General features: G+C 39.4%; 13 protein-coding genes and 1 tRNA gene. 5 read left to right on the top strand and 9 right to left on the bottom strand.

Annotation, left to right across the window (positions count from 1 at the left end):
* Positions 1 to 60: 60 nt before the first annotated feature.
* Genes murJ through HXT46_RS06680 form a run of 3 tightly spaced genes read right to left on the bottom strand, consistent with a single transcriptional unit; the run spans position 61 to position 5,025 of the window.
* The gene (murJ, locus tag HXT46_RS06690) at positions 61 to 1,848 is read right to left on the bottom strand and encodes a murein biosynthesis integral membrane protein MurJ (RefSeq protein ID WP_013399360.1); all 1,788 of its coding nucleotides are present in this window, start codon (positions 1,846 to 1,848) and stop codon (positions 61 to 63) included.
* A complete protein-coding gene (locus HXT46_RS06685) occupies positions 1,845 to 4,268 on the bottom strand; it encodes a DUF6049 family protein (RefSeq protein ID WP_004114046.1) in 2,424 nt (807 codons plus the stop codon). The genes murJ and HXT46_RS06685 overlap by 4 nt, the downstream gene beginning before the upstream one ends.
* Positions 4,261 to 5,025, bottom strand: a complete 765-nt coding sequence (locus HXT46_RS06680) for an NUDIX domain-containing protein (RefSeq protein WP_004114048.1) — start codon at positions 5,023 to 5,025, stop codon at positions 4,261 to 4,263. The genes HXT46_RS06685 and HXT46_RS06680 overlap by 8 nt, the downstream gene beginning before the upstream one ends.
* A 42-nt stretch (positions 5,026 to 5,067) precedes the next feature.
* On the opposite strand from HXT46_RS06680, the gene HXT46_RS06675 reads away from it, so the two are divergent.
* Complete coding sequence (locus HXT46_RS06675) at positions 5,068 to 6,537, top strand: CCA tRNA nucleotidyltransferase (protein ID WP_004114050.1); 1,470 nt, start codon at positions 5,068 to 5,070, stop codon at positions 6,535 to 6,537.
* A 70-nt stretch (positions 6,538 to 6,607) separates the two neighbouring features.
* On the opposite strand, the gene HXT46_RS06670 is transcribed toward HXT46_RS06675, so the two are convergent.
* The 6 genes from HXT46_RS06670 to HXT46_RS06645 all read right to left on the bottom strand — a co-directional run bounded on the left by HXT46_RS06670 (position 6,608) and on the right by HXT46_RS06645 (position 13,160).
* A complete protein-coding gene (locus HXT46_RS06670) occupies positions 6,608 to 7,231 on the bottom strand; it encodes a LytR C-terminal domain-containing protein (RefSeq protein ID WP_162860814.1) in 624 nt (207 codons plus the stop codon).
* 141 nt (positions 7,232 to 7,372) lie between these two features.
* Entirely contained in the window at positions 7,373 to 8,263 is an 891-nt protein-coding gene (gene rsmA / locus HXT46_RS06665; RefSeq protein WP_004114054.1) for a 16S rRNA (adenine(1518)-N(6)/adenine(1519)-N(6))-dimethyltransferase RsmA, read from the bottom strand.
* A 3-nt stretch (positions 8,264 to 8,266) separates the two neighbouring features.
* Positions 8,267 to 9,793 (bottom strand): G5 domain-containing protein, encoded by a 1,527-nt coding sequence (locus HXT46_RS06660; protein WP_004114057.1) that lies wholly within the window; start codon positions 9,791 to 9,793, stop codon positions 8,267 to 8,269.
* Between the two features lie 424 nt (positions 9,794 to 10,217).
* Positions 10,218 to 10,291 (bottom strand) — tRNA-Thr (locus HXT46_RS06655).
* Positions 10,292 to 10,397: 106 nt separating this feature from the next.
* Positions 10,398 to 11,339: a DsbA family protein gene (locus HXT46_RS06650; RefSeq protein WP_004114060.1), complete on the bottom strand. Its 942-nt coding sequence runs from the start codon at positions 11,337 to 11,339 to the stop codon at positions 10,398 to 10,400.
* Between the two features lie 99 nt (positions 11,340 to 11,438).
* Positions 11,439 to 13,160, bottom strand: a complete 1,722-nt coding sequence (locus HXT46_RS06645) for a serine/threonine-protein kinase (RefSeq protein ID WP_421785969.1) — start codon at positions 13,158 to 13,160, stop codon at positions 11,439 to 11,441.
* Between the two features lie 353 nt (positions 13,161 to 13,513).
* Here HXT46_RS06645 and HXT46_RS06640 point away from each other — a divergent pair, with 353 nt between their 5' ends.
* From HXT46_RS06640 to HXT46_RS06625, 4 genes are all read left to right on the top strand, one after another.
* Entirely contained in the window at positions 13,514 to 14,641 is a 1,128-nt protein-coding gene (locus HXT46_RS06640; RefSeq protein ID WP_004114066.1) for an ABC transporter ATP-binding protein, read from the top strand.
* 193 nt (positions 14,642 to 14,834) lie between these two features.
* Complete coding sequence (locus HXT46_RS06635; RefSeq protein ID WP_004114068.1) at positions 14,835 to 16,250, top strand: DUF4032 domain-containing protein; 1,416 nt, start codon at positions 14,835 to 14,837, stop codon at positions 16,248 to 16,250.
* Between the two features lie 158 nt (positions 16,251 to 16,408).
* On the top strand, positions 16,409 to 16,855 hold the full coding sequence (locus tag HXT46_RS06630; protein WP_004114069.1) for an RbsD/FucU family protein: 447 nt from the start codon (positions 16,409 to 16,411) through the stop codon (positions 16,853 to 16,855).
* Positions 16,856 to 17,267: 412 nt separating this feature from the next.
* Positions 17,268 to 21,149, top strand: a complete 3,882-nt coding sequence (locus tag HXT46_RS06625; RefSeq protein ID WP_421785967.1) for a discoidin domain-containing protein — start codon at positions 17,268 to 17,270, stop codon at positions 21,147 to 21,149.
* Positions 21,150 to 21,356 lie beyond the last annotated feature (207 nt).

Raw genomic sequence — 21,356 nt, 5'->3', positions numbered from 1 at the left:
TTGTAACTGTAGAATCTAGTGAAACGCCCTGAGTTACTGCATTTAATTATCTTGATTTAATTATCGCTCACTGTGTTGATTTATTTTCGATCTAATAATCCTAGTATGTGCATTCTTATTATTTTCACTATGATTAGTCTGTTTATTATTTAACTTGCTTTTATTGATGTTTTCAAGATTCAACAAAAATGGCAGTTTTACACCGATTCTTCTAAGAATTGGATTAATAAGACCTGCCAGTTCACTCGTTCTTAAAAGTAACAAGATAGATATGTAAATAATCGCCAAAATAATGGTGATAATTGCACAAACAAAAATCGCAAGCAACCAACGACTAACACCATGGAGGTTTGATGAATCTAAAGAAATCCATTTGTAAATAAATTCTCTAAACAAAATTCCAACAAGAATAGATACTATAGAAGCTGCAAGCACCTTTAGATGCGTAATAACAAGCTGCTTATCGTCTAAATCGTTGTTAAAACGAGATCTAATCATTTTAACAAGCGAAGGAAAAGTGAGAATATAACTAAAAGATGCGGCTGCAGCTAAAGCGGTAACCCAATAGTTTGGCGGAAGGAATTGTATGCAAGAAAATACAATAATAAGTTCCACAAATAATTGTGCTGCACAAAACATAAACGGATGTTTGCCATCTTCAAAAGCGTAGAATGTGCGTTGAATAATCAAATACGCGCTAGATAAAGGCAATCCAAGCGAAAGCATCATAAGCGGATTTGCCATAAGATACGCTTCTTTTATGCTGATTGAAGGTAAAAGAGCCAAAGATATAGGCATTGGAATCACAATAAAAGCAACACTAAAGAAGCACATTAAAATGCTTACATTTCTAAGACAAGAGCTTAAATCTGCACGAACTGTTGATAAATCATGGTTTGTTATTGATCTAGAAATTTTAGGGAAAACAGCGGTAGCAACCGACACAGCGATAAGCGAATAAGGAAGAATAAACATTGTGTATGCGTTTTGAAAAGTAGCATTTCCAGCAACATCAAATTGACTTAACCCCAACGTTTTTTCTGCTACAGAAGGAGCGCTTGTAGTTATGTGAGTAGTTGCCATTGTAGAAAGCTGACTAACAGCCACTATTGCAAAACTCCATGCTGCAACAGGGCCCATTGAACGCAAACCAATGCCGCTAATGCCGAAACTTGGTTTGTATTTTAATCCGATTTTTCTAAGAGGAATAAATAAAACAAGCGCCTGAGCTGCAACACCCAAAGTCCAAAATCCTGCAGTAAGAAGCATAGTAGTGTTGTTCCAAAAACCCACTGGCTGCCTGCTTGCTCTGCCAAAAATTGCAATAAAAACGCCGAAGCCCACGCAACTGACGATATTTGCTGCAACGGAACTCCACGCATACATTGCAAACTTGCCTTTTGCGGCTAAAACTTGACCGAGCACGGTGTAAAGTCCATAGAAAAATATTTGAGGCATACACCATAACGTAAAAGCGTTAGTAAGAGCAATCATGGATTGGTTTGATCCAACATAGAGCCATGTTAAAACAGGTGTGGCAATTGCCATTAAAGCGGTTACGCCTAAAAGCAGAATAATCGCAAAGGTTATAAGCTTATTTAACCTATCTTTTGCATCTTGTTTTTCCAGAGTTTTAACGATTTGTGGGACTAAAACAGCATTGAAAATGCCACCAGACACAAGAGTGTAAATAAGCTGAGGGATCATGGACCCAGCCTGATATGCATTAGCTGCTAGACCTGTAGTACCAAGGGCTGCAGCAAGTAATATAGTTCTAACCTGACCAGTTATTCTTGAAGCTGCCGTGCCGCTTGCCATTATGATTGAGTTGCGGCCTACTGAATTCATTCGTCTGGATCCTTTTTACGGTGGAACTGCCTCCAAAGCCCTAAAATTCCAAGCGCGAAGGCAAATATTATAATAATCGTACCGCTTTTATCGCTGATTTGCAGCGTGCTTGTAATCATTGTTTCTTTATGATTGTAGAAAGCGCGATGGCTTCTATCTTCTAGTCCGAAAATTGCTCTAGCTTTACTAGAAGTTGTAGATCTAAGTGGCAGAATAATTTGTGTTTCACTATTTGCAGCAATCTTAACTGGAGTTTTTCTAGGAGTTACTATCTCCATTGAATTAGTGTAAGAAGTAAGATATACGCTAACAGGGTATGGATTAGTATTGCTGATCGTAATCGGCATTGTTGCTGTTTCGCTTACAAGCGTTACATCTTTTGGAGGAATAATATGTATTCCAGAAATTAAAATTTTGGATAGATTATGAGTGCCTTTAGAATCAACATTATTTGGTCTACTATCATTTACTTCTCGTTGAGCCATAGCATCAAAAAGTTTAAGAAGATTCTTACTCCAAATATTGCTGTTCTGGTTAATTTTCAGTTTTGCGTTTTGTTTTGCAAGAGATTGAACATCTGACTCATTAACGTGATGATTATTTAATTCACCGTGGTCAAGAATATCACTTATGAACTGTTTAATGTTTTCTCTATCTGAAGATAGTTGATTTAGAATTGACTTTCTATTGATTATAGATTCGTTTGATATCGCACTATCTTTAGGAACTGGATTGTACCCAAGATATTCTTTAGAAAAAGATTTTGCGTTAGATAAAGATCTTAAATCTAGCAGGGAAATCCACGGAGATTTTTCCAAATTGCTTATAACAGAATCGATATAAGAAGATGGCGTATCTTGGTGGAATGTTATAAGCAAGTGTCTTGAAGAATACGGTTGTTCCATCTGATAAAACGCGCTTTGAGCAATAATCCTGTTTAGTTTTCCAGCATTAGTGTTTTCGCCAGTTGACCTACTACTTGTTGGTTTTTCGTTTGCCAAATCACTAAGAGTTTCTTGCGAGGAAAGCACTTTTACGTTTCCAAAAGAAGTCTGAACGTCATACACGCCATTCTTAACTGCAAAACGGTGCGCTAAAGCATCAAATCCGTTTGTTGCCACAACGGTCTTATAACCATTGCTTTTAGCCTGTTCTAGTGCCTTTAAGGTCCATTTTCCGCCTGTTTGAAAAGCGTATGACTCAAATTTTGGCGCTTTACCTGTATGATCTTTTGGAATTGACGATTCTTCACTCCAAGACTCAGCGTCAATCCCAGATGATTGGTAGTAAGAAGAATTACTTGTTTCAGCATATTTACTTATGTCAAAACCGTTATTTTGCATAAATGCAGAAGGAGTGAAGCTAATTCCAGAAGATTTAAGAGTATTTAAATCTGCTATCGTTTGTAATCGAGGATGCTTTTGTGCAAGAGATATCAAAGAAGCAATATGCTTTATGCTCTTTTTGCTTAACCTTATTTTTCTATTGTCTTTAAATTGGTTTAAATCTTTGCTTACTTGGGAAGAGTCGCCAGCAACCGTTTTTGTGTTAGTTTTGTCCGAATTTTCTTTTTTAGTATCTGCTTTAGATTCCTCTTTAGAAACAATATTAGATTCGCTAGGTGGAATATTCATCGAAGGAGAAATATTCTGCTTGTTAATTTCATAACGCCAGTCAGATGCTTTAGCGACTATAGGAATAAGCAATGTGACATTAATCGGAGGTGTTTGTATGTTTTTAACGCCAATATTTGCTCGTGTTACAAACGATTTTACAGAAGAATAATGCTTAAAATCCGATGAAGAATACGTTACAGAAAGAGGCTTTGGTCCCCAATAAAGGATGTTAGAAAGATTAGGGCTGTTTGAGTCAACATCAATTTGCGCGTTATAAGATTTGCCACGAGCAAGAGCTGGAACGCTAACTTCGCCAATTAGCTGAGGAGTAGGGATTCTGGACTCGGCTTGACTCCATTTTTGCAAATCAGTCCTAGACATAAACGTGTACCAAGGGTTAAATGCAACCTGAATTTTTCCATCTGGAAAATCTTGAGAACCAGTATTTTTAACCAAAATGGTTATATGGTATCCGCTTTTGTCTGTAAGAATTGAAGTTGATTTAACTATTTGTAAAGAAATACCCTTATCCTTGGAATTATAAGATTCGTAATATTTTACAGAAGCTTGATTAACGTTAGATAAATGGCTTGTATTCTGCGATGATTCGTAAGCAAAAGCTGTATTTGAAACACAATAAAGCGGTGTAATAGCAAGCAAAAGTACTACAAGAATTAAAGTAATACTAAATTTAAAACAAAATTGAGTAGGATTTTTAAAATAAAACATTTTACGGGCGATTTTATTAGTGACTTTTTGTAACTCCCGTAATTGGTTGTTTGCAAAATCAATCACATTAATCACGATTAGACCGCCTATTTGCCTTTTTAGCGTACATCCACGCTATCTTGCGTTCATTAGGATAGCTTAAAACATCATTAAGCTCTTTGAAATCCACCCAAATTGCATCTTCTGCCTCATGGTCTGGATCTCCAAGAACAGATAGTTCTCCACTAACATATTTCAAAGCAAAATGATGAACTAGCTTATGCACACGTTGACTTGTTCCAGTAAACCAGTAGTCAATAGTAGCAATAGAATCCACTACTTCTCCAAGAATTCCAGTTTCCTCATGAATTTCCCTAACAGCTGTTTGCTGAGGAGTTTCGCCTTTTTCTATATGACCCTTCGGCAAGCACCATTCCATATGCCCACTTCTTGAATGACGAGCTATAATCGCGACACGCCCAAGGGTGTCAAAAACTAGTCCTCCAGCGGAATATTCTCTCACAATAGGTAAGTCTTGAGCATCTAAAGAGGCAAAAGTTTTAGGACCGTCGTTAACTCTTCTCTGAGGCATTAAAGCTGGAGAAGGTGCCTCTAATGATGTTATTTGTTGGCGAGATTCCGTTATATCAACATGAATATTTTCAACGTGATAATCGCTCGAAAAGCTTGAAATATCAACGAAAATTGACTCGTCTTCTTCTGCCTGTTGAGGCTGTATTTTGCTTTTCATTCTAGCGATATCAAGTGGTGTAACTCGAATATCTGGCGTATTTTGGGCATGATTATCCGAGGCTCTGGCGAGCATGCGTCTTAAGTCTGCTGGGGTAACCATACACTCCACCTTACTCAATCCGCTGTGCATTGGGGTAACGGTATGCTGGAATATAGTTTGATTTTTGTTGAAAGGGTGTTTCCAAGCGTGTCTGTGAACTTTGAAGTTTGGCCTGAAGCCATGGAGTTGGGTAGATTATTCGCTAAACATAATTATGAGCTGGCTCTTGTAGGCGGTCCTGTACGAGACATGTTGTTGCATAGAACGTCGCACGATCTTGATTTTTGCACTTCTGCCAAACCAGAAGAATTTGAGCATATTCTTAGGAGTTGGGGGCACGATGGCTTTTGGGATATGGGTCGAAAATTTGGCACGCTTGGAGCTGTGCGTCGCAGAAAAGACGGAACAGAAGTAAAAGTCGAGATAACAACATACCGATGTGATGACTATGAGCCAGATTCTAGGAAACCAGAAGTAAAATATGGCGATACTTTGGAAGGTGATCTTTCTAGGCGTGATTTTACTGTGAACGCAATGGCTTTGCGTGTTCCAGATTTGGAATTTGTAGATCCATTCGGTGGAGCGAATGATTTAGCAAAAGGTATTCTGCGTACTCCAGTAGATCCTCGTCAATCTTTTGACGATGATCCTTTAAGAATGATGCGTGCTGTTCGTTTTGTTGCTCAACTTGGTTTCACTATTGAAGCAAATACTGCAGAAGCTATTTTAGATATGGTTTCTAGGTTGGATATTGTTTCTGCAGAGCGCGTCCGCGATGAAATAACAAAAATGCTGCTTTCTGCTAATCCTCGTGCTGGTATTGAAGCTATGGTCGAGTCTGGTATTGCAGATAGGGTTTTGCCAGAAATTCCTGCATTGCGCTTAGAAATTGACGAACATCACAGGCATAAGGATGTTTTTGAGCATACAATGATGGTTCTTGAACGAGCAATAGCATTAGAAACAGATAACGAAGGCGCGGTTCCTAGACCCGATTTGACTTTGAGACTTGCTGCTCTTTTGCATGATATTGGCAAACCTCGTACTAGAAAATTTGAAGAAGGCGGAAAAGTAAGTTTCCACCATCATGATGTTGTTGGAGCTAAAATGACTCGCAAACGCATGAAAGCTCTTCATTTTGATCATCATATTATTGATGATGTAAGCGAGCTTGTGAATCTGCATTTGCGATTCCATGGATATGTTGACGAGCCTTGGACTGATTCTGCTGTACGCAGATATGTTAAGGATTCAGGACACTTGTATGAGAGATTAAATCGTCTAACCCGCGCGGATGCAACTACACAGAACAAGCGTAAATCGCTGATGTTTGAGCAGGCTATGGATGAGATGGAAGAGCGAGTTAAAGAGCTTAAAAAGCAGGAAGATTTTAACGCGATTCGTCCAGACCTAGATGGCAATGAGATTATGCAATTGCTTGATTTGAAACCTGGTCCTATTGTTGGTAAAGCATATAAGCATATGTTGGATTATCGCCTTGATAACGGTCCAGTAGATCACGATATTGCTGTTGAGGAATTAAAGAAATGGTATTCCAGCTTAAATAAGTAGCTTAAATAAGTAAAGTTTTATTATTCTAACTTTATTTTGCTTTATTTAACATCATGTTGTTGAATAAAACTTATTGAACTGGATTATGATTTGCGGATTTTGGAAGATTTTTCATAGAGTTAAAATCAGCGCATCCTTTTATTTCAACTATTGTTGCACCTGCTGCAGGAACATCAGTCTTAGGTTTAAGATTGTTGAATGTTACGCCTAAAACCACGTCAATTAGCTTATCTTGTCTATCGTCCATTCGCAAAATAGCGTCTTTAAAGTTAGCAGCTAAAGTATAAGCTTCATTAATTGATTTCTTACCAAAGTAGATTGTTGTGCGTTTTACACTTTTTTCGCTATTTCCAACTTCAATCAGGTTAAAACCGCGGTTTCGTAGTCCTTCTCCTACCGCTCTTGCGAATCCACGGAATTTTGTTCCGTTTAGTACTCGAATAGGAACAGCACGATTATCGATATAAGTAGCCTTATTCTCATCTTTATTTTTTGTAGGGCAAGGCGCTTGAACTCCATAATTTGGGTCGATTTCTGGAGTTTTAGAGGCAGCAATACCAAATACATGGCATTGCACTAGAACAGCAAGAAGAAACGCTGCTCCAACACAAATTCCAACAGTAGTAAGTACAAATCGTTTCTTTTGATACATGAACTCTCTGCGCGCCAGCCGCTCGTCGTAAAATTGCGTCATGCTAACTTCCGATCTGTACTATGTTTCTGTTGCGTATCTTATTGTACGAGACTTGCAATTATGCATAAATCATAATGTTTTATACACAAAACAATACTAGCAATTTTACTTACTATGTATGACTGTGTTTTTAAAAATAATTCATATCTGCGAAGCTTTATAAAGAGCCAAGAATTCTGCGCATGTAAGGGTCTCTCCACGCCTAGTTGGGTCTATTCCGGCAATATCGTACGATTCATTAGAAATAATGCCTTTAAGAGCAGAATGCAGTGTTTTTCTTCTCTGTTGGAACGCTGCATCAATAATTTTAAACACTTTTTCTCGCTCTTGCTCATCTTCTCTTATCTCGTTATTTCTTTCAAAATAAACGAGAGCAGAATCAACATTTGGAGCAGGCCAGAATACATTTCTACCAATTAAACCAGCTTTTTGAGATTCGCCATACCAAGCCAACTTTACACTTGGAGTTCCATATGTTTTTGTGCCTGGTTGAGCGCAGAGGCGATCTGCCACCTCTTTTTGAACCATTACAAGGAAACTTGTAAGATTATTAAACTTTTCAAGAAGTGTAAGAATAATAGGGGTTGCAACGTTATAAGGAAGATTGGCAACAAGAGTAAAGTGTTGTGCATTTGCTAAATTGGGAACGTCTTGAGCGTTTAATTCGAGCGCGTCTTTAAGAATCACATTAAATCGTTCTAAGGCGTTAGGCATAAATTCTTTAACGGTACTCGGCAAACGTTTAGCAAGCGGAGGATCTATTTCTACAGCCGTAAGATTTGCGCCAGCTTGAAGAATCGCAAGTGTAAGAGAGCCAAGACCAGGGCCTACTTCCATAACAAAATCGTTTGAATTAATTTTTGACGCAGTAACGATTTTCTTAACCGTACCAGGGTCAATAACGAAATTTTGACCGAATTTTTTAGTAGGAGTAATACCCTCTTCTGCTGCAATCCTACGAATGTCAGCGGCTCCAAGAAGAGAGCCTTCTTGCTCACTAATATTATTTTGTGTCAATTTAATACCATCCAAACTTTAATACCATCCAAACTTTTCTGAATGCTTCCATGCTTCGCTAGGATTCCCGTATTTGCTTTTAATGTAATTAATTCCCCACGTTATTTGTATTGATGCATCTTCGTGCCAATTTGCTCCTGCGCTCGCCATTTTGTTTGCTGGAAGAGATTGTGGTATTCCGTATGCGCCAGAGCTTTTATTTTCTGCGTTCCAACGCCAGTGAGATTCTCTTGTCCACAAATTAACAAGATCTTCCCACATTGCACCAGTCCAACCAATTTGAGCACATGCAGCTTGAGCATATAGCTTTGCTTGCTCAGGAGTGGCGTGAACCATGCCATTGGGATTGTTGGCTGGTGGAGCAGGTGCTGGTGGGGCTGCAGGAGCGGGAGCTGGCGTTTGTGATGCTGGCTGTGATGCTGCAGGTGCTTGTGTTTGAGAAGAGGAAGAAGGATTTTGCTGATTATTCGCATTAGATTGATGCTGATTTTGTGAATTACTATTGTTATGGTTTTGAGAATTTTGCACACTTTGTTGGGATTGACTATTTTGAGAAGGTTTTTTAGATTCTTGTGGTTTTATTTCTTGTTTAGTGTTAGTTTTATTCAAATTAGTATTGCTAGAAGGTTTTTGTGAAGTCTTTCCGTTAGTGTTGTTACTACTTTGCTTATTCTGCTTAGGGGCTTGATAATTAGGTTTGCTACCTACAGCAACAATCTGATCTGTTGTAGGAGTAATCACGTTTTGTTTTATTAATACAGAGCTTTCTGCTTTACCATCAACATAAGTCACATTGTATAAATCTGTTCGCTCGCCATTTATTCCAGATTGTCTAACAACTCTCACTCCAGATGGCAAATTTGGATCATTTATCGTTCTAGTGTTAAAAGGAACGATGACATTTCTAGATTCTTTTCCATGAGTTACGCGAAGAATGCGTAATACGGTTTGTGATCCATTTTCGCTTACGGTAACTCTATCTTCTTTTCCCAAAACGATTCCTAGAGAATCGAGAATAGAACTTGCTGGAAGTGTTCCATCTGGCGCTATCCTAGATTTGCCATCGCAAATAACCTCTACAGGTCCTTTTTTGTTAATAGACAATCCTCCAGTGAGTTTGTCGTAAATATTCTGCAAATTTACTGTGATTTTTGCAGCATGATCTGCATTTGCTTGGAAGAATCCAATTAGTTGATCTACGCTGGTTGCAACAGTCCAAAATGGTATTGTTATGCCATCTACTGTTACAGAAGTTTGGTAAGCGCTCCTAACAGTTACAGTTGTGTGATCTGCAAGAATTTCTCCCGAAGTACTAATAACTTGATCATGCGTTTTAACGGGTATTTTTTGTTCCTGCAGAAGTCTTTGTGCAGTAGACGCATAGGTTGTTACAATTCTTGTTTTACCATTGACAATTAGAGCTACAGATTTGCGCGCAGAAAGAGTAAAAATCCCAGTGCTTGAGATAATAAGAGCCAAAACGCATACAAGGATGCGTATTCTTCTCATTACAACAAACCTCTGAGGCGTCCATCTGCGTGCCATTCAACCTCACTTCCAAAGTAAAACTGAACTTTAATTATATATAATGCTCGCAACTGAGCTAAAAGCTTCTAAATGTTGATGAAATCTATCATAAAAATGGGGGCGGGAGAGAAGGGGATTGTTCCCGCCCCCGTAGAGGAGGAGCTGGTTGGGGGACGCTCCACCCTCTTACTCGGAAATCCTGAGTTGGGGGAAGATTTCCGAGAACTTACTCAAGCAAAGTCTACAATGCAAATCTTTTGTAAGTTTTTATTTTATGTTTTATGATGAATAAGTCTTACTTTTTATAAATTATCATACGACAAATCTATAAACGTATTTGCTTTAATTCTAACCCTTTAATGCAAATTTTACTAAAATTGCCAAAAGCCTTCAACTTAACACTATTAACGATCGTATTTTAACAAGTAGAAGAATAAAACAGAGCCTCCTGCCGGGATCGAACCGGCGACCTGCCGCTTACAAGGCGGCCGCTCTGGCCATCTGAGCTAAGGAGGCACGTCTCTGCGTGCAATAACTAGCTTGCGCGCAAAACATTGATTAGTGTACCAGCACCCAATGCCAAAATGCAACTTGTTTGCGCTGAAACACTAATCAACAAGAACTAGTCAATAGGATTTGGCTGATCTTTGTCAGTTATTTTTGGCATAACACCTTCAACTCCAACCTTAGATTTGTCTAACCCAATAGACTTAAGAATTGCATCTGGTGTACTAAGCTTCTTCTTGCTAACTTCAACCATATCAAGAAGTTTCCCGTTGATAGTAGTTGTAGGAGTTGTCATAGCTCCCTTATTTTGTCCGCTAACATTCCACAAAGCTTTACGATTTGGAGTATCGGAATTAATAGCGTCTTGCCAAGCGAGATAATTCCTATCAAACGCTTTACTTGCTACCTCTTTGCTAACTCCAGCCTTAACTGCCTGTTCAATAAGCTTTTCATTGCTTACAGGTTTATAATCATCGCCTTCTTCTGGCTGGAAATCTTCAGCAAAAATGTTGTTAATAAATTGAAGCAAATGCAAAGGATTGTCGTCGTTAGACGAAATGTATGCGATTGCGCCAGTTACACGTGTTGAATAGTGGTCGCTAGAAATTCGATCTAAGAATGACATTGGGTGAATCTCAAGGTTAATCTGACCAGCCTTCATCATGGCAATAAGCATTTGATCGGAATCGCGATTAAAATTACCGCACCCAGGGCATAGTGGATCAGCATAAACTGCAATGGTTGGAGCATTCTCAACTGTTGTTCCATAGCCGTTTTTGCTGATTAAAATTCCGCCCTCGTTGTTAGCGTACTTAGGCTTTTGGTTAGTCGTAAGTTTTTTAACAGCGCGTCTTGCTTGTTGAGCCTGCTCAATTTTCTTTTGATTTTCCATATTGTTTGCATTAAGAGCCGTAATGCCAATCGCAGCAATCATGCCAAGTAAAATAACCACAACAACGATTCCAACAATAGTTTGCTGGCGTAACTCTTTAGCCTTTTTGTCTTTAAGATCCTTACCATTGTGATTCTGCATGCTGTTTTGATTAATGTTTGGCATGTTGTTCCTTTCTTCACAGGTTTCTGTACAAGCAAATTTGGTGATGTTCTCGTGGAATAAAAATATCTGCAGAATAGTCTAGTTGACGGTATCAACTGTCTATATTTCTTGCTCGTTTGAGATTTTTCCCGCTCCGAGAATTGCTCCTGCCCCGATTCTGAAGATCTTAGTTTTCCCTAAAATAAAAGCAATAATCCATCCTGCTATAAAACCAATAAGATATCCAATTGATGTTTGAGAGAAAACCTCTGGAGAGTAAGTTGGAAAATGTATGGTAATAAACCATATTTTGAATTTAATTAATTGTGGAGTTGCATGAATCATAAGTGGGTAGATGTATGCGCCAATAACACCTGTAATTATCATTGTGACTAATCTAGGTATCGTGTAAATAGACGCTCGTACAAAATGCCAAGGTATACTCCCGATTCTTATTAGCCAATCTTTTCCACCGGTCGAATCATTTGCGGATTGTCTGCGTAATTGCGCGCAAACATTGTATCCTATTGTGGCTGTAACAAGCATAAGAATAATGTTTGCAGACAGTGCGTCAATAATAGAGAATACTGAAATAGATGAGGAAAGTATTGCAAATATTATTAAAAAAAATGTTCCGCGAAACATGTATTTGCTTATTTTAGGATGTATGTTACACTGTTCAGAATTTTTTGCGTATTCTTGCTTATTCTCGTATTCCTGTTCATCTTGATAAACATTATTCTGCTCATCAACATCTTGTTGATTGAAATTTTGTCTATCAACAATTTTTGTAGAGTCATCAGAATCTGTATTAAAACGTGTTGTATTAACAGTTGTTGTAAAATCACTTCTTTTAGTATCTTCAGAAACCCACATTTTTCTAGGATTTTCTGACATAATCCGAGTTTGTGTTAGCTGATTAGGTACGGTTAACCCATCAGCCGTATAGTCAAAAGGGTAGTTAGATTCCTGTAAAGACAGGGGATTTAACGCATCTTGGTAAATAGCTTGCTCAAGTTGTTCGGGAGTACAGCGTTCGCTTCTTTTAGGACTCAATGCAGATCTAAATGCATGCATAGTATTTATAGGGAGTCCATTAAGATTAGCGTTTCCTGAAGCTGCCCTTTCCAAAACCGCCATTATTGGTTTTGTTCCAAAAACAGGCTTTCCTGTTGCAGCAAAAGCAAGAACTGCAGCAACACTCCACCAATCCGTAATCTCGTCAGAGTCTGATCCTTCAATGATTTCTGGAGCAATAAAACCAGGGGTGCCCATAACTAAACCAGTGCGTGTTACATGTGATTCGCCCTGACCCATAGATATACCAAAATCAACTAAAACTGGTCCTGTTGTAGAAATCATAACGTTTGTAGGCTTAATGTCTCTGTGTATTATTCCAGCGTTATGAACAGCTTTTACTGCATCGATTAGCTTATGAGCGAGTCGTTCTAAATCGTCTGCGACATATGGACCATTAATAGCGACATCTTCTTTAAGATTGTGCCCATCAATTAGCTCTGTAACTATAAAGGCTATGGAAGCATCAAGCTCCATATCTACTATTGAGCACACGCCTTCGTGATGAATTTTTTGTAAAGCTAGAGCTTCTCGTTTAAGTCTAAGTCTTGCTTGTTCTTGAGGATTAGTGTTTTCTAATGAATCTAAATCTTCACTTTGATCTTCTAACATAGATGCGCGCAGAATTTTCATTGCGTAAAGTTGGCCACCATCATCGTGAACGCGCCAGACAGACCCCATAGCGCCTCCGCCTAAGCGTTCAATTAGCGTGTATCCGCCAATGTTTTGACCAGAACGCAAATCAAATATGCTCACATCTTCCATAATGCATTATGGTAATGGGAGAGTATGCCAATTATGCGTTTTGGTGGAAAATTTATACAAAATTTTATAAACAAATGTTTATATATTTAATGCATATTAATGCGTGTTTGTTAAACATTGTTTATATGTGATTTATCTGTTCGACACGCCGAAATGCTAGAAAATACTGTAATTTTGCTGTTTTTACTAAATAAACATGATATATTAGAGCATGGCTCAACGAAGAGAACCTTCAATGAACCATGTAAGTAAATGTGGACGATTGACGCCGCCGACGTAGGACTTGGGGTCTTGAGTGCACACCCTTCACAACGGATCGTTCGGCACGTACCTGCCGATGAAAGGAAAATATCATGGCAGAAGTTGTATTTGATCATGTCACCCGTATTTACCCTGGCAATGACAAGCCATCGGTTGATGATTTGAACATGACTATTAAGGATGGCGAGTTCCTTGTACTCGTTGGTCCATCTGGTTGCGGTAAGTCAACTACATTGAGAATGTTAGCTGGTTTGGAAGAGGTTAACAAAGGTCGCATTCTTATTGGTGGTCAAGATGTTACTACAATGCAGCCAAAGGATCGCGATATTGCAATGGTGTTCCAGAACTACGCATTGTATCCACATATGACTGTTGCAGACAATATGGGATTTGCTCTTAAGATTGCAGGCGTAAGTAAGGAAGAAATCCGCAAGCGTGTTGAAAAGGCTGCTGAGGTTTTGGATTTGACTGAGTACTTGGATCGTAAGCCTAAGGCACTTTCTGGTGGTCAGCGTCAGCGCGTGGCAATGGGTCGTGCAATTGTTCGTGAACCAAAAGTCTTCCTCATGGATGAGCCTCTTTCCAACCTTGATGCAAAGCTTCGTGTACAGACTCGTACACAGATTGCAGCATTGCAGCGTCAGCTTGGCGTCACTACCCTTTACGTGACCCACGATCAGACTGAAGCTTTGACAATGGGTGATCGTATTGCTGTAATCAAGCTTGGTGTTTTGCAGCAGGTTGGTGCTCCTACCGAGCTTTATGATCGTCCAGCGAACGTCTTCGTTGCAGGCTTCATTGGCTCCCCATCTATGAACATCAACCAGCATCCAGTTGTTGATGGCAAAGCTCAAATTGGCGAAGATTCCATCACTCTTCCAGCAGAAGCTGTTGATAAGCTTACTGAAGAAGATAAGGGTCAGATTATTGTCGGCTTCCGTCCAGAAGATGCAAGCTTGGCAACTTCTGATGATCCAAATGCCTTCTCCTTGAAGGTTGTGAACGTGGAAGATCTTGGCTCTGACGGTTATATTTACGGAAACATCATCACTGATGGTTCTCCAGAAGAAGCGTCTACAATGATGAGTGACCAGAACAAGCTCACAACGATTCGCGTGAACCCACGTGCGCTTCCAAAGGTCGGTGACACTGTAAAGATCAAGATTGATCCATCCAAGATGCACCTGTTTGCACCTTCTACAGAGCTGCGTTTGAACTAATTGCTGTTTTCTTGGGTGCTTTGTCTAAAGTGCCCAAGATTTCTGTATAAGGGTATGGCGGGGTTCGCTACGCGAGCCCCGTTTTCGCATCGTTTGAATTATTTACGATTAGTTATAATGCGATTAGTTATAATTTGATTGCGATTTATTATTCAATTATTGGCGTTCGAACTTAACGGGTAGATTAAAGTTTATGGAATGGAACGATACTCCTTTATTGGATCCACGTGCTATGCAAGCAACATCAGTATCTGCGCAGGATGAAACTGTATCTTCTGCAGAGCCTCAAGCTTTGAAGATTACTGCCGCAAGCTCTAATCCTCAAATGTTTATGCTTCCGTGGGAGCTTCCATTATCTCAATGGCCTACGAATCTTTTTGTAAACTTGCCGCGCGGTATCTCTAGGCACGTTGTGCGCTTTGTGCACGTAGGTGACGAAGTGTATGCAATGAAGGAAATTACTCGTCAAGTTGCTGAACGAGAATATGAGCTTTTAAGGCGTTTGCGCAAATTGGAGCTTCCAACCGTTACTCCTATAGCGGTTGTAGCTGGTAGAAAAGATAAGAACGGTGAACCGCTTGAGGCAATGCTGGTAACTCGTCATCTTAAATTCTCTCTTCCATATCGCGCTCTGTTTGCTCGTACCTTAAGACCTGATACTGCAGAGCGTTTGATTGATGCGCTTGCTGTGCTTATGGTTCGTCTGCATCTTTCGGGATTCTATTGGGGAGATGTTTCTCTTTCTAACGTTCTATTTTTAAGAGACGCGGACGCTTTTACAGCATTTCTAGTTGATGCTGAAACAGGTGATTTGCATGGAAGCCTTACAGAAGGTCAGCGTGAATACGATATTGATTTAGCTCGCACAAACATAATTGGCGAACTAATGGATTTAAGTTCTGGTCAACTTTTGCCTGGTGAGGTTGATGAGATTAGCATTGGAGATAGGCTAGTTGACCGTTATCATTCTCTTTGGAGCACGCTTACAGATGTGGACAAATTTAGCCCAGACGAAATGTGGCGTATTGAAAGACGAGTCAATAGGCTTAATGAGCTTGGTTTTTATGTTGACGAGTTGGAAATGAAGACTTCTGTGGATGGGCGAAGAGTGTTGGTTCGTCCACGAGTTGTGGATGCTGGTTATGCTTCACGTAAGCTACTTCGTTTGACTGGTCTTGATGTTCAGGAGAATCAGGCTCGTAGGCTTCTTAATGATTTAGATGCTTATCGTACGTCTACGTGGCGCCAGGGCGAAGAGTTGGAGATTGTTGCTACTGATTGGATGCGTGAGGTGTTTGAGCCTACGGTACGCATGATTCCTGCTGAGTTTAGATCGCAAATCCAACCTGCACAGTTCTTCCATGAAGTATTAGATCATCGTTGGTTTATGGCGGAACGCGTTGGGCATGATGTTTCTATGCAAGACGCTGTAACAAGCTATATTAAGAACGTTTTACCGCAATATAAGATGGACAAGCGTGTTTTGGCCGCGATTAATGCGGATGCTGATTCTGGTGTGGTAGATGATGAATACACGTATTCCACTTCGTCTCCTATGACTCGCGATATTGATGAAGATGACCAAGACGCTAGTGTTTGGGCTAGTTGAATTCACTCGTTAGTTCATATTTTTCTTTAATCAGCAAAGAATATTTTGCTATAATTATGGAATTTTTTATTAATATCGTGTGATATTATTCAACCTATTAGTTGCCAATGATTGTCAACTAACGGAAATAGTTATTGTGTAAATCAAAGGAGATTTCTATGTTAAAGGGCATTGATCCCATTATATCGCCAGAATTATTGAAAGTACTTTGCGAAATGGGACATGGAGACGTTTTGGTTTTGGCAGATGGAAATTTTCCAACCGAATCGGTAGGAAAAGATGCAATTGTTGTTCGTTGTGATGGTCATGGTACTTCAGAATTGCTAAAAGCGATATTGAAGCTTATGCCTCTTGACCAGTACACATCTAAGCCAGTTACTCTTATGGAAGTTGTTCCAGGGGATTCTTGTGAAACTCCAATTTGGAAAGACTATGAAGATATTATTTCTGGTTTTGATAAGCGCGGCGCTAATACCATAGGAACCTTGGAGCGTTTTGCATTTTATGATGAAGCGAAGAATGCGTATTGTGTGGTTGCTACTGGTGAACGTGCTCAATATGCGAATATTATGCTTCGAAAAGGTGTGGTTTTCGCTGGAGAATAAATAACCCTTATACCAATAAACCCCACCAGAGATTCTGATTAGAGTATTTTTTAACACTGTATCGTTGTAAATAAGATTTTTGTAATTTCTTATTTTGCGCTGCAGTGTTTTTAGTTGTGTATTGATAAAACTTGTGGTTTTGAGTGTATGGTGTTTTTTGTTAACTTAGTATACAATTAATTCTGGTTATTATAATGAGTGTAAACAATACGTATATGCGATGCATATTGTTGCTCTTGATTATTTATAACTGTGGCTGGCAGCGATGGCAGCCCGTATGTAATTCAGTCATTTGTGCATTAACCGCACAAATGTGTGTGCGTTTTTATCGATTTTATCTTTGTTTGAGGTACACATATTTACATTTCGATGAAGAGATGTGGATGGCTGGCTTAATGAAGAAAGGAATCCCATGAAGTTTCGACGATTGTTGCAAGGCGGCGCAATATTTGCTTTGTCGATCAGTATGGCTAGTCCGATGATTGCACAAGCTTCAGTGCCACAGGAAGATTCAATTGATCCATTCCATCCCTCAATACTGTGGGCAAGTTCTGAAGAAAAAAATGGTGAGAAAAAGCCAAATGGTACCATTTCTGCGCTTACTGATAGCGATGGGAGCGTGGATAGTGCTAAAACGTTTTGGACAACAAAATGGCAAGGTGGATACGATAATTTCCCACACATTCTCGCTATAAAAAATAATACTAATAGAGAGGTTTGTGGAATTCAGTATACTGCGCGGCCATCGTATGAATCAGTGCAAGGTAATTCGAATGCGCCAGGTGTTTATAGTGTTTTTGCATTCGATAAAGATCCAGGAAATCCATCTGATAAGAAAGATATTAATTGGCGTTCTAAAGTTCATCAAACGAAATTTAATAATGGCGAATTGATTGCAACTGGTGGTTTAAAAGGTATCAATGAGCCGCAAATTATCTCGTTTAAATCTACCAATAAGCCAATATTGACGTTGGTTGGTTTTAAAGCAGTTGATAGTAGCAAAAAAGATATGTCGGCTTCAGACATCAAACTTGTTCCATGTTTACCAGTTGAACATATGAAGAAACAAGGACGGGGTGATGCAACAGCTGCGCCTATTGATTTCTTCATTGATCAATTGCCATTTGGTGCTCCTGGTAAGCCAGTTACTTTCAGTCCATCGCAATATACTTATGAATCTACTGCATACTATCATACAACCTCTGTGTCTGCCAGAGTTAAGTTGCCCACTGGGGCTACGGCTACTATCAATGGCCGCAAGGTGGATTCTGATGGAAGAGTATCGGGCATTCCGTTAACAAAAGGTGTTAATGCTATAGTTGCAAAAGTTGTTGTTGGTAATGCTGCAAGTACATATGTTGTAAATGTGACAAAGGTTGACACAGATTTCCGTGGCAATGAAAAAATTAATGCAACTGTGAAGATAAATGGTGCAAATGATAATGACAATCTAATTGTTACGGATGGTATGCGTGCCACTTCTTGGAATACTACGAGTTTGAAAGATAGCGCTGAATGGTCTAACAAATCAACTGGTTTTACAATTCATTTAAATAGCCCTCGTTATGTAGGACGTATACAAGCTTATGGTTGGCCGACCATGCCAGCTGGCTCCCCTGGGTGGCAAGGAGGGCATTCTGTTGCTATTGATGTCAAAGCTGGTGACAATTGGAATACGGTTGTCACCAATGCAAGCCTTACGCGTGATAGTGATGGCTTATGGTATTGGGATTTGAACGGTTATCATAAAACACAAGATATACGTGTGTGGCTTAACAAGCCCAAAATTCACGATCCACAGCAAAACGGAATAGGTGCCACTGGGATGAGATTGGAAGAAGTAGAAGTGTGGGGGTTGCCTGAGGGTCAGAATCCAAAAGAAATTAAAGTACCTGATGAAAAACCTAAATATACCAGTTTTAATGCAAATGAAAATAAATATGGTGTGAATCGTGCACAAGCATTGGCATTGCAATACGGTGTATTATTGCCAACTTGGGTACCTTCTGAAGGCTATGGGCGTGGAGTTTATAACGATGCAGAACGCCGTTTAACTGGCGGATCGTTCCCTATGTTCTATGATAAGCCTTTATTTAATGCTCCATTGATGCGGCAATTAGGGAAAGGTGTGCCTTGGTCACTTGCTAAAGCTCCAAAGGGTGGCAATAGTATGGGTGAAAATAGTGTACCTAAAGATTTTTTGACTGAAGAAATGAAGCCATATGCTAATAGTCTTGTTGATATTCAATATGGTGATGAGGGAGGTTATAGCGAAAGTGAAGTACAGAAATTTAATCGATGGTTCAGTTGGTCTAAGAATAGGTATCCTGGGGCAATAGTGCATTCTAATCAAGCTCTTGGTCTTGGTTGGGAAACGCATTCCAATATGAGTCATTTTGTCAAAACAGCAAAGCCTGATCTTGTTTCGTGGGATACATATTATTATGGTGCAGGTCAAGGTCCAAAGCCAAGTAAAATTGTGGCAAACATGTTGCAGAATAAGCTATGGACTTCTCAGAGACAAGCAGCCCTAGAGGGTTTGACAGGTGATTGCAGTCAGCCAGTTCTATTTGGACAATATTTAGATTACAACTGGGATGCTAATGTTTCTGCTTCTCAAAAGTCGATTGTTCCTATGATAGGATTAGCTACTGGCCAAAAATGGTTTGGGCTATTCCGTATGGAATATAATGCTTATGATCGCAGTTCGATTATTGACCAAGATGGAGCTCCAACGCGAAGCTTCTACGAATTTTCTAGCATTTTCAAAGATGTGCAGGGCCTTGGGAAATACTTGGTTGCAATGAATAATGAGTATGCAGGATTGAAATCTGGCGTATATGCAGATCGTGCATCTGCTCCGAATATTCAGGGATTCCGTATGGGAGCTTTTGACAGCACGGAGGGAAAGCTAGCGAATGCAGAATTTGGGTTGCAAAAGATTACCGTAAAGAATGTCGGAACTGTTAATAACGGAAAACCTGGAGATGTGCTTGTCGGTCATTTCTCAACACTAAAAGATCTTAATGAGGAAATTCGTAAAAAGATTTTTGGTGAAAGTAAATATGCACCAAAGGCATTGTTGGTAGTTAATGCTTTAACTGGTGATACTCGCTATCCATCATATTATTTATCAACACGTAATGATAATGGTTCTTATGCTGAAACGGCACAGGATATCACGCTTACTGTAAAAAGACCTTCTAGAAATGCAATACTCATGCAGGTTGATCCGCGTACATACATAGCTAAGACAGTTCCGCTTAAAGATGGTGATGATGAGCAGGATGTAAAACTAGAACGTGTTGGCGGAGGTCGTGCTCGATTGCTGTATTGGTTGGAAAATAACGCAGCTTATGAACGTAAAAAAATTGAGGATATAGAACCAAAGAACATTGCGAAAGATAAGAATGTTATAGCAAGTCAATCACGTACTGAGCCGGAGTATGCTGCTAAATCCTTAACTGACGGTGACATATCTACGCGTTGGGCAGCTCCAGATAATCCAAATTATCCAGTGACGCTTGATATCACATTAGGGTGCAATGCTAAGTTCGATGCTGTGCAAATTGAAGAATTTGTTGAGGGTAACGTGAACCATCGCATTAAAAAATTCTCCTTATGGACAAAAAATCAGTGTGATCGTTCAGCGTATAGTGAGAGCTCATGGGAAAGAATATATGGAAAAGATAATGCTGCAAAGGAAGATCTCAGTGATATCAATTTCGAGAATTCTCAATATGCTAGCGAATTGCGTGTGCAGATAGATGAGGTATATCCGAATGTTGATATGTATAATGGGCATCCGGGTAGTCCAACTATTAGTGAAATTAAAGTGATTTCTAAGACTGAGCAAAAGAAGACTCCAAAATCTAAGCATGGTTCGTCTGTTCTTGATTCAGGTGGTGTTTCTACTGATTCAAGACAGTTGGATAATTCTTATGGTCCAAGTGTGACGTTGGAGTCTGGTGATAATCATGATGGTATGTCAAAGGCTAAGCGGAATAAGTCTATGTCTGGTCCGTCTGTTCTTGATTCAGGTGGTGTTTCTACTGATTCAAGACAGTCGGATAATTCTTATGGTTCAAGTGATTCGAATGTCAGTGGACTGAGAATGAGCGAAAATAAGCAGCCTACTATTCGTAAGAATGGCTTGTGTCAAAAACGTGAGAAGTGCTCTCGTGGCATGTTGGTTGCTGGAGGTAGTAGTGTGACTGGCGTCTCGGTGCTTTCGTTAACATTTTTTGCTTTTCATTTACTTGTTAGACATAGTAGGAAAGTGCGACAAAAATAGCCATTATAGGTGTATATAATTAGTCTATTCTGTTAGTGTATCCCCATGTGTATTTAGTGTTTATGCCTATTTGTGCATGGGGATTTTTTATGTCTGAAAGACTTTAGAATACTGCTTTTTGAATATGCGGATAATGATTTAACTGGCGCACATCCTTGTTTTTTGTTAATATAGTAAACAATTGATTGTTCGATGTGAAGTTGCATT

It is taken from the genome of Gardnerella sp. DNF01204, assembly GCF_049244145.1.
Lineage (GTDB): Bacteria > Actinomycetota > Actinomycetes > Actinomycetales > Bifidobacteriaceae > Bifidobacterium > Bifidobacterium vaginale.
Note: the sequence above shows the minus strand (reverse complement) of the source record. Positions and strands in the feature narration are given on the sequence as shown.

What these genes read in the sequence shown, in the direction of transcription:
- murJ (WP_013399360.1), bottom strand. Translation starts at nt 1,848, where the DNA reads ATGAATTCAGTAGGCCGCAACTCAATCATAATGGCAAGCGGCACGGCA.
- HXT46_RS06635 (WP_004114068.1), top strand. Translation starts at nt 14,835, where the DNA reads ATGGAATGGAACGATACTCCTTTATTGGATCCACGTGCTATGCAAGCA.
- HXT46_RS06670 (WP_162860814.1), bottom strand. Translation starts at nt 7,231, where the DNA reads ATGACGCAATTTTACGACGAGCGGCTGGCGCGCAGAGAGTTCATGTAT.
- HXT46_RS06640 (WP_004114066.1), top strand. Translation starts at nt 13,514, where the DNA reads ATGGCAGAAGTTGTATTTGATCATGTCACCCGTATTTACCCTGGCAAT.
- HXT46_RS06625 (WP_421785967.1), top strand. Translation starts at nt 17,268, where the DNA reads ATGAAGTTTCGACGATTGTTGCAAGGCGGCGCAATATTTGCTTTGTCG.
- HXT46_RS06660 (WP_004114057.1), bottom strand. Translation starts at nt 9,793, where the DNA reads ATGGCACGCAGATGGACGCCTCAGAGGTTTGTTGTAATGAGAAGAATA.
- HXT46_RS06645 (WP_421785969.1), bottom strand. Translation starts at nt 13,160, where the DNA reads ATGGAAGATGTGAGCATATTTGATTTGCGTTCTGGTCAAAACATTGGC.
- HXT46_RS06650 (WP_004114060.1), bottom strand. Translation starts at nt 11,339, where the DNA reads ATGCCAAACATTAATCAAAACAGCATGCAGAATCACAATGGTAAGGAT.
- HXT46_RS06680 (WP_004114048.1), bottom strand. Translation starts at nt 5,025, where the DNA reads ATGGTTACCCCAGCAGACTTAAGACGCATGCTCGCCAGAGCCTCGGAT.
- HXT46_RS06675 (WP_004114050.1), top strand. Translation starts at nt 5,068, where the DNA reads ATGCTGGAATATAGTTTGATTTTTGTTGAAAGGGTGTTTCCAAGCGTG.
- HXT46_RS06630 (WP_004114069.1), top strand. Translation starts at nt 16,409, where the DNA reads ATGTTAAAGGGCATTGATCCCATTATATCGCCAGAATTATTGAAAGTA.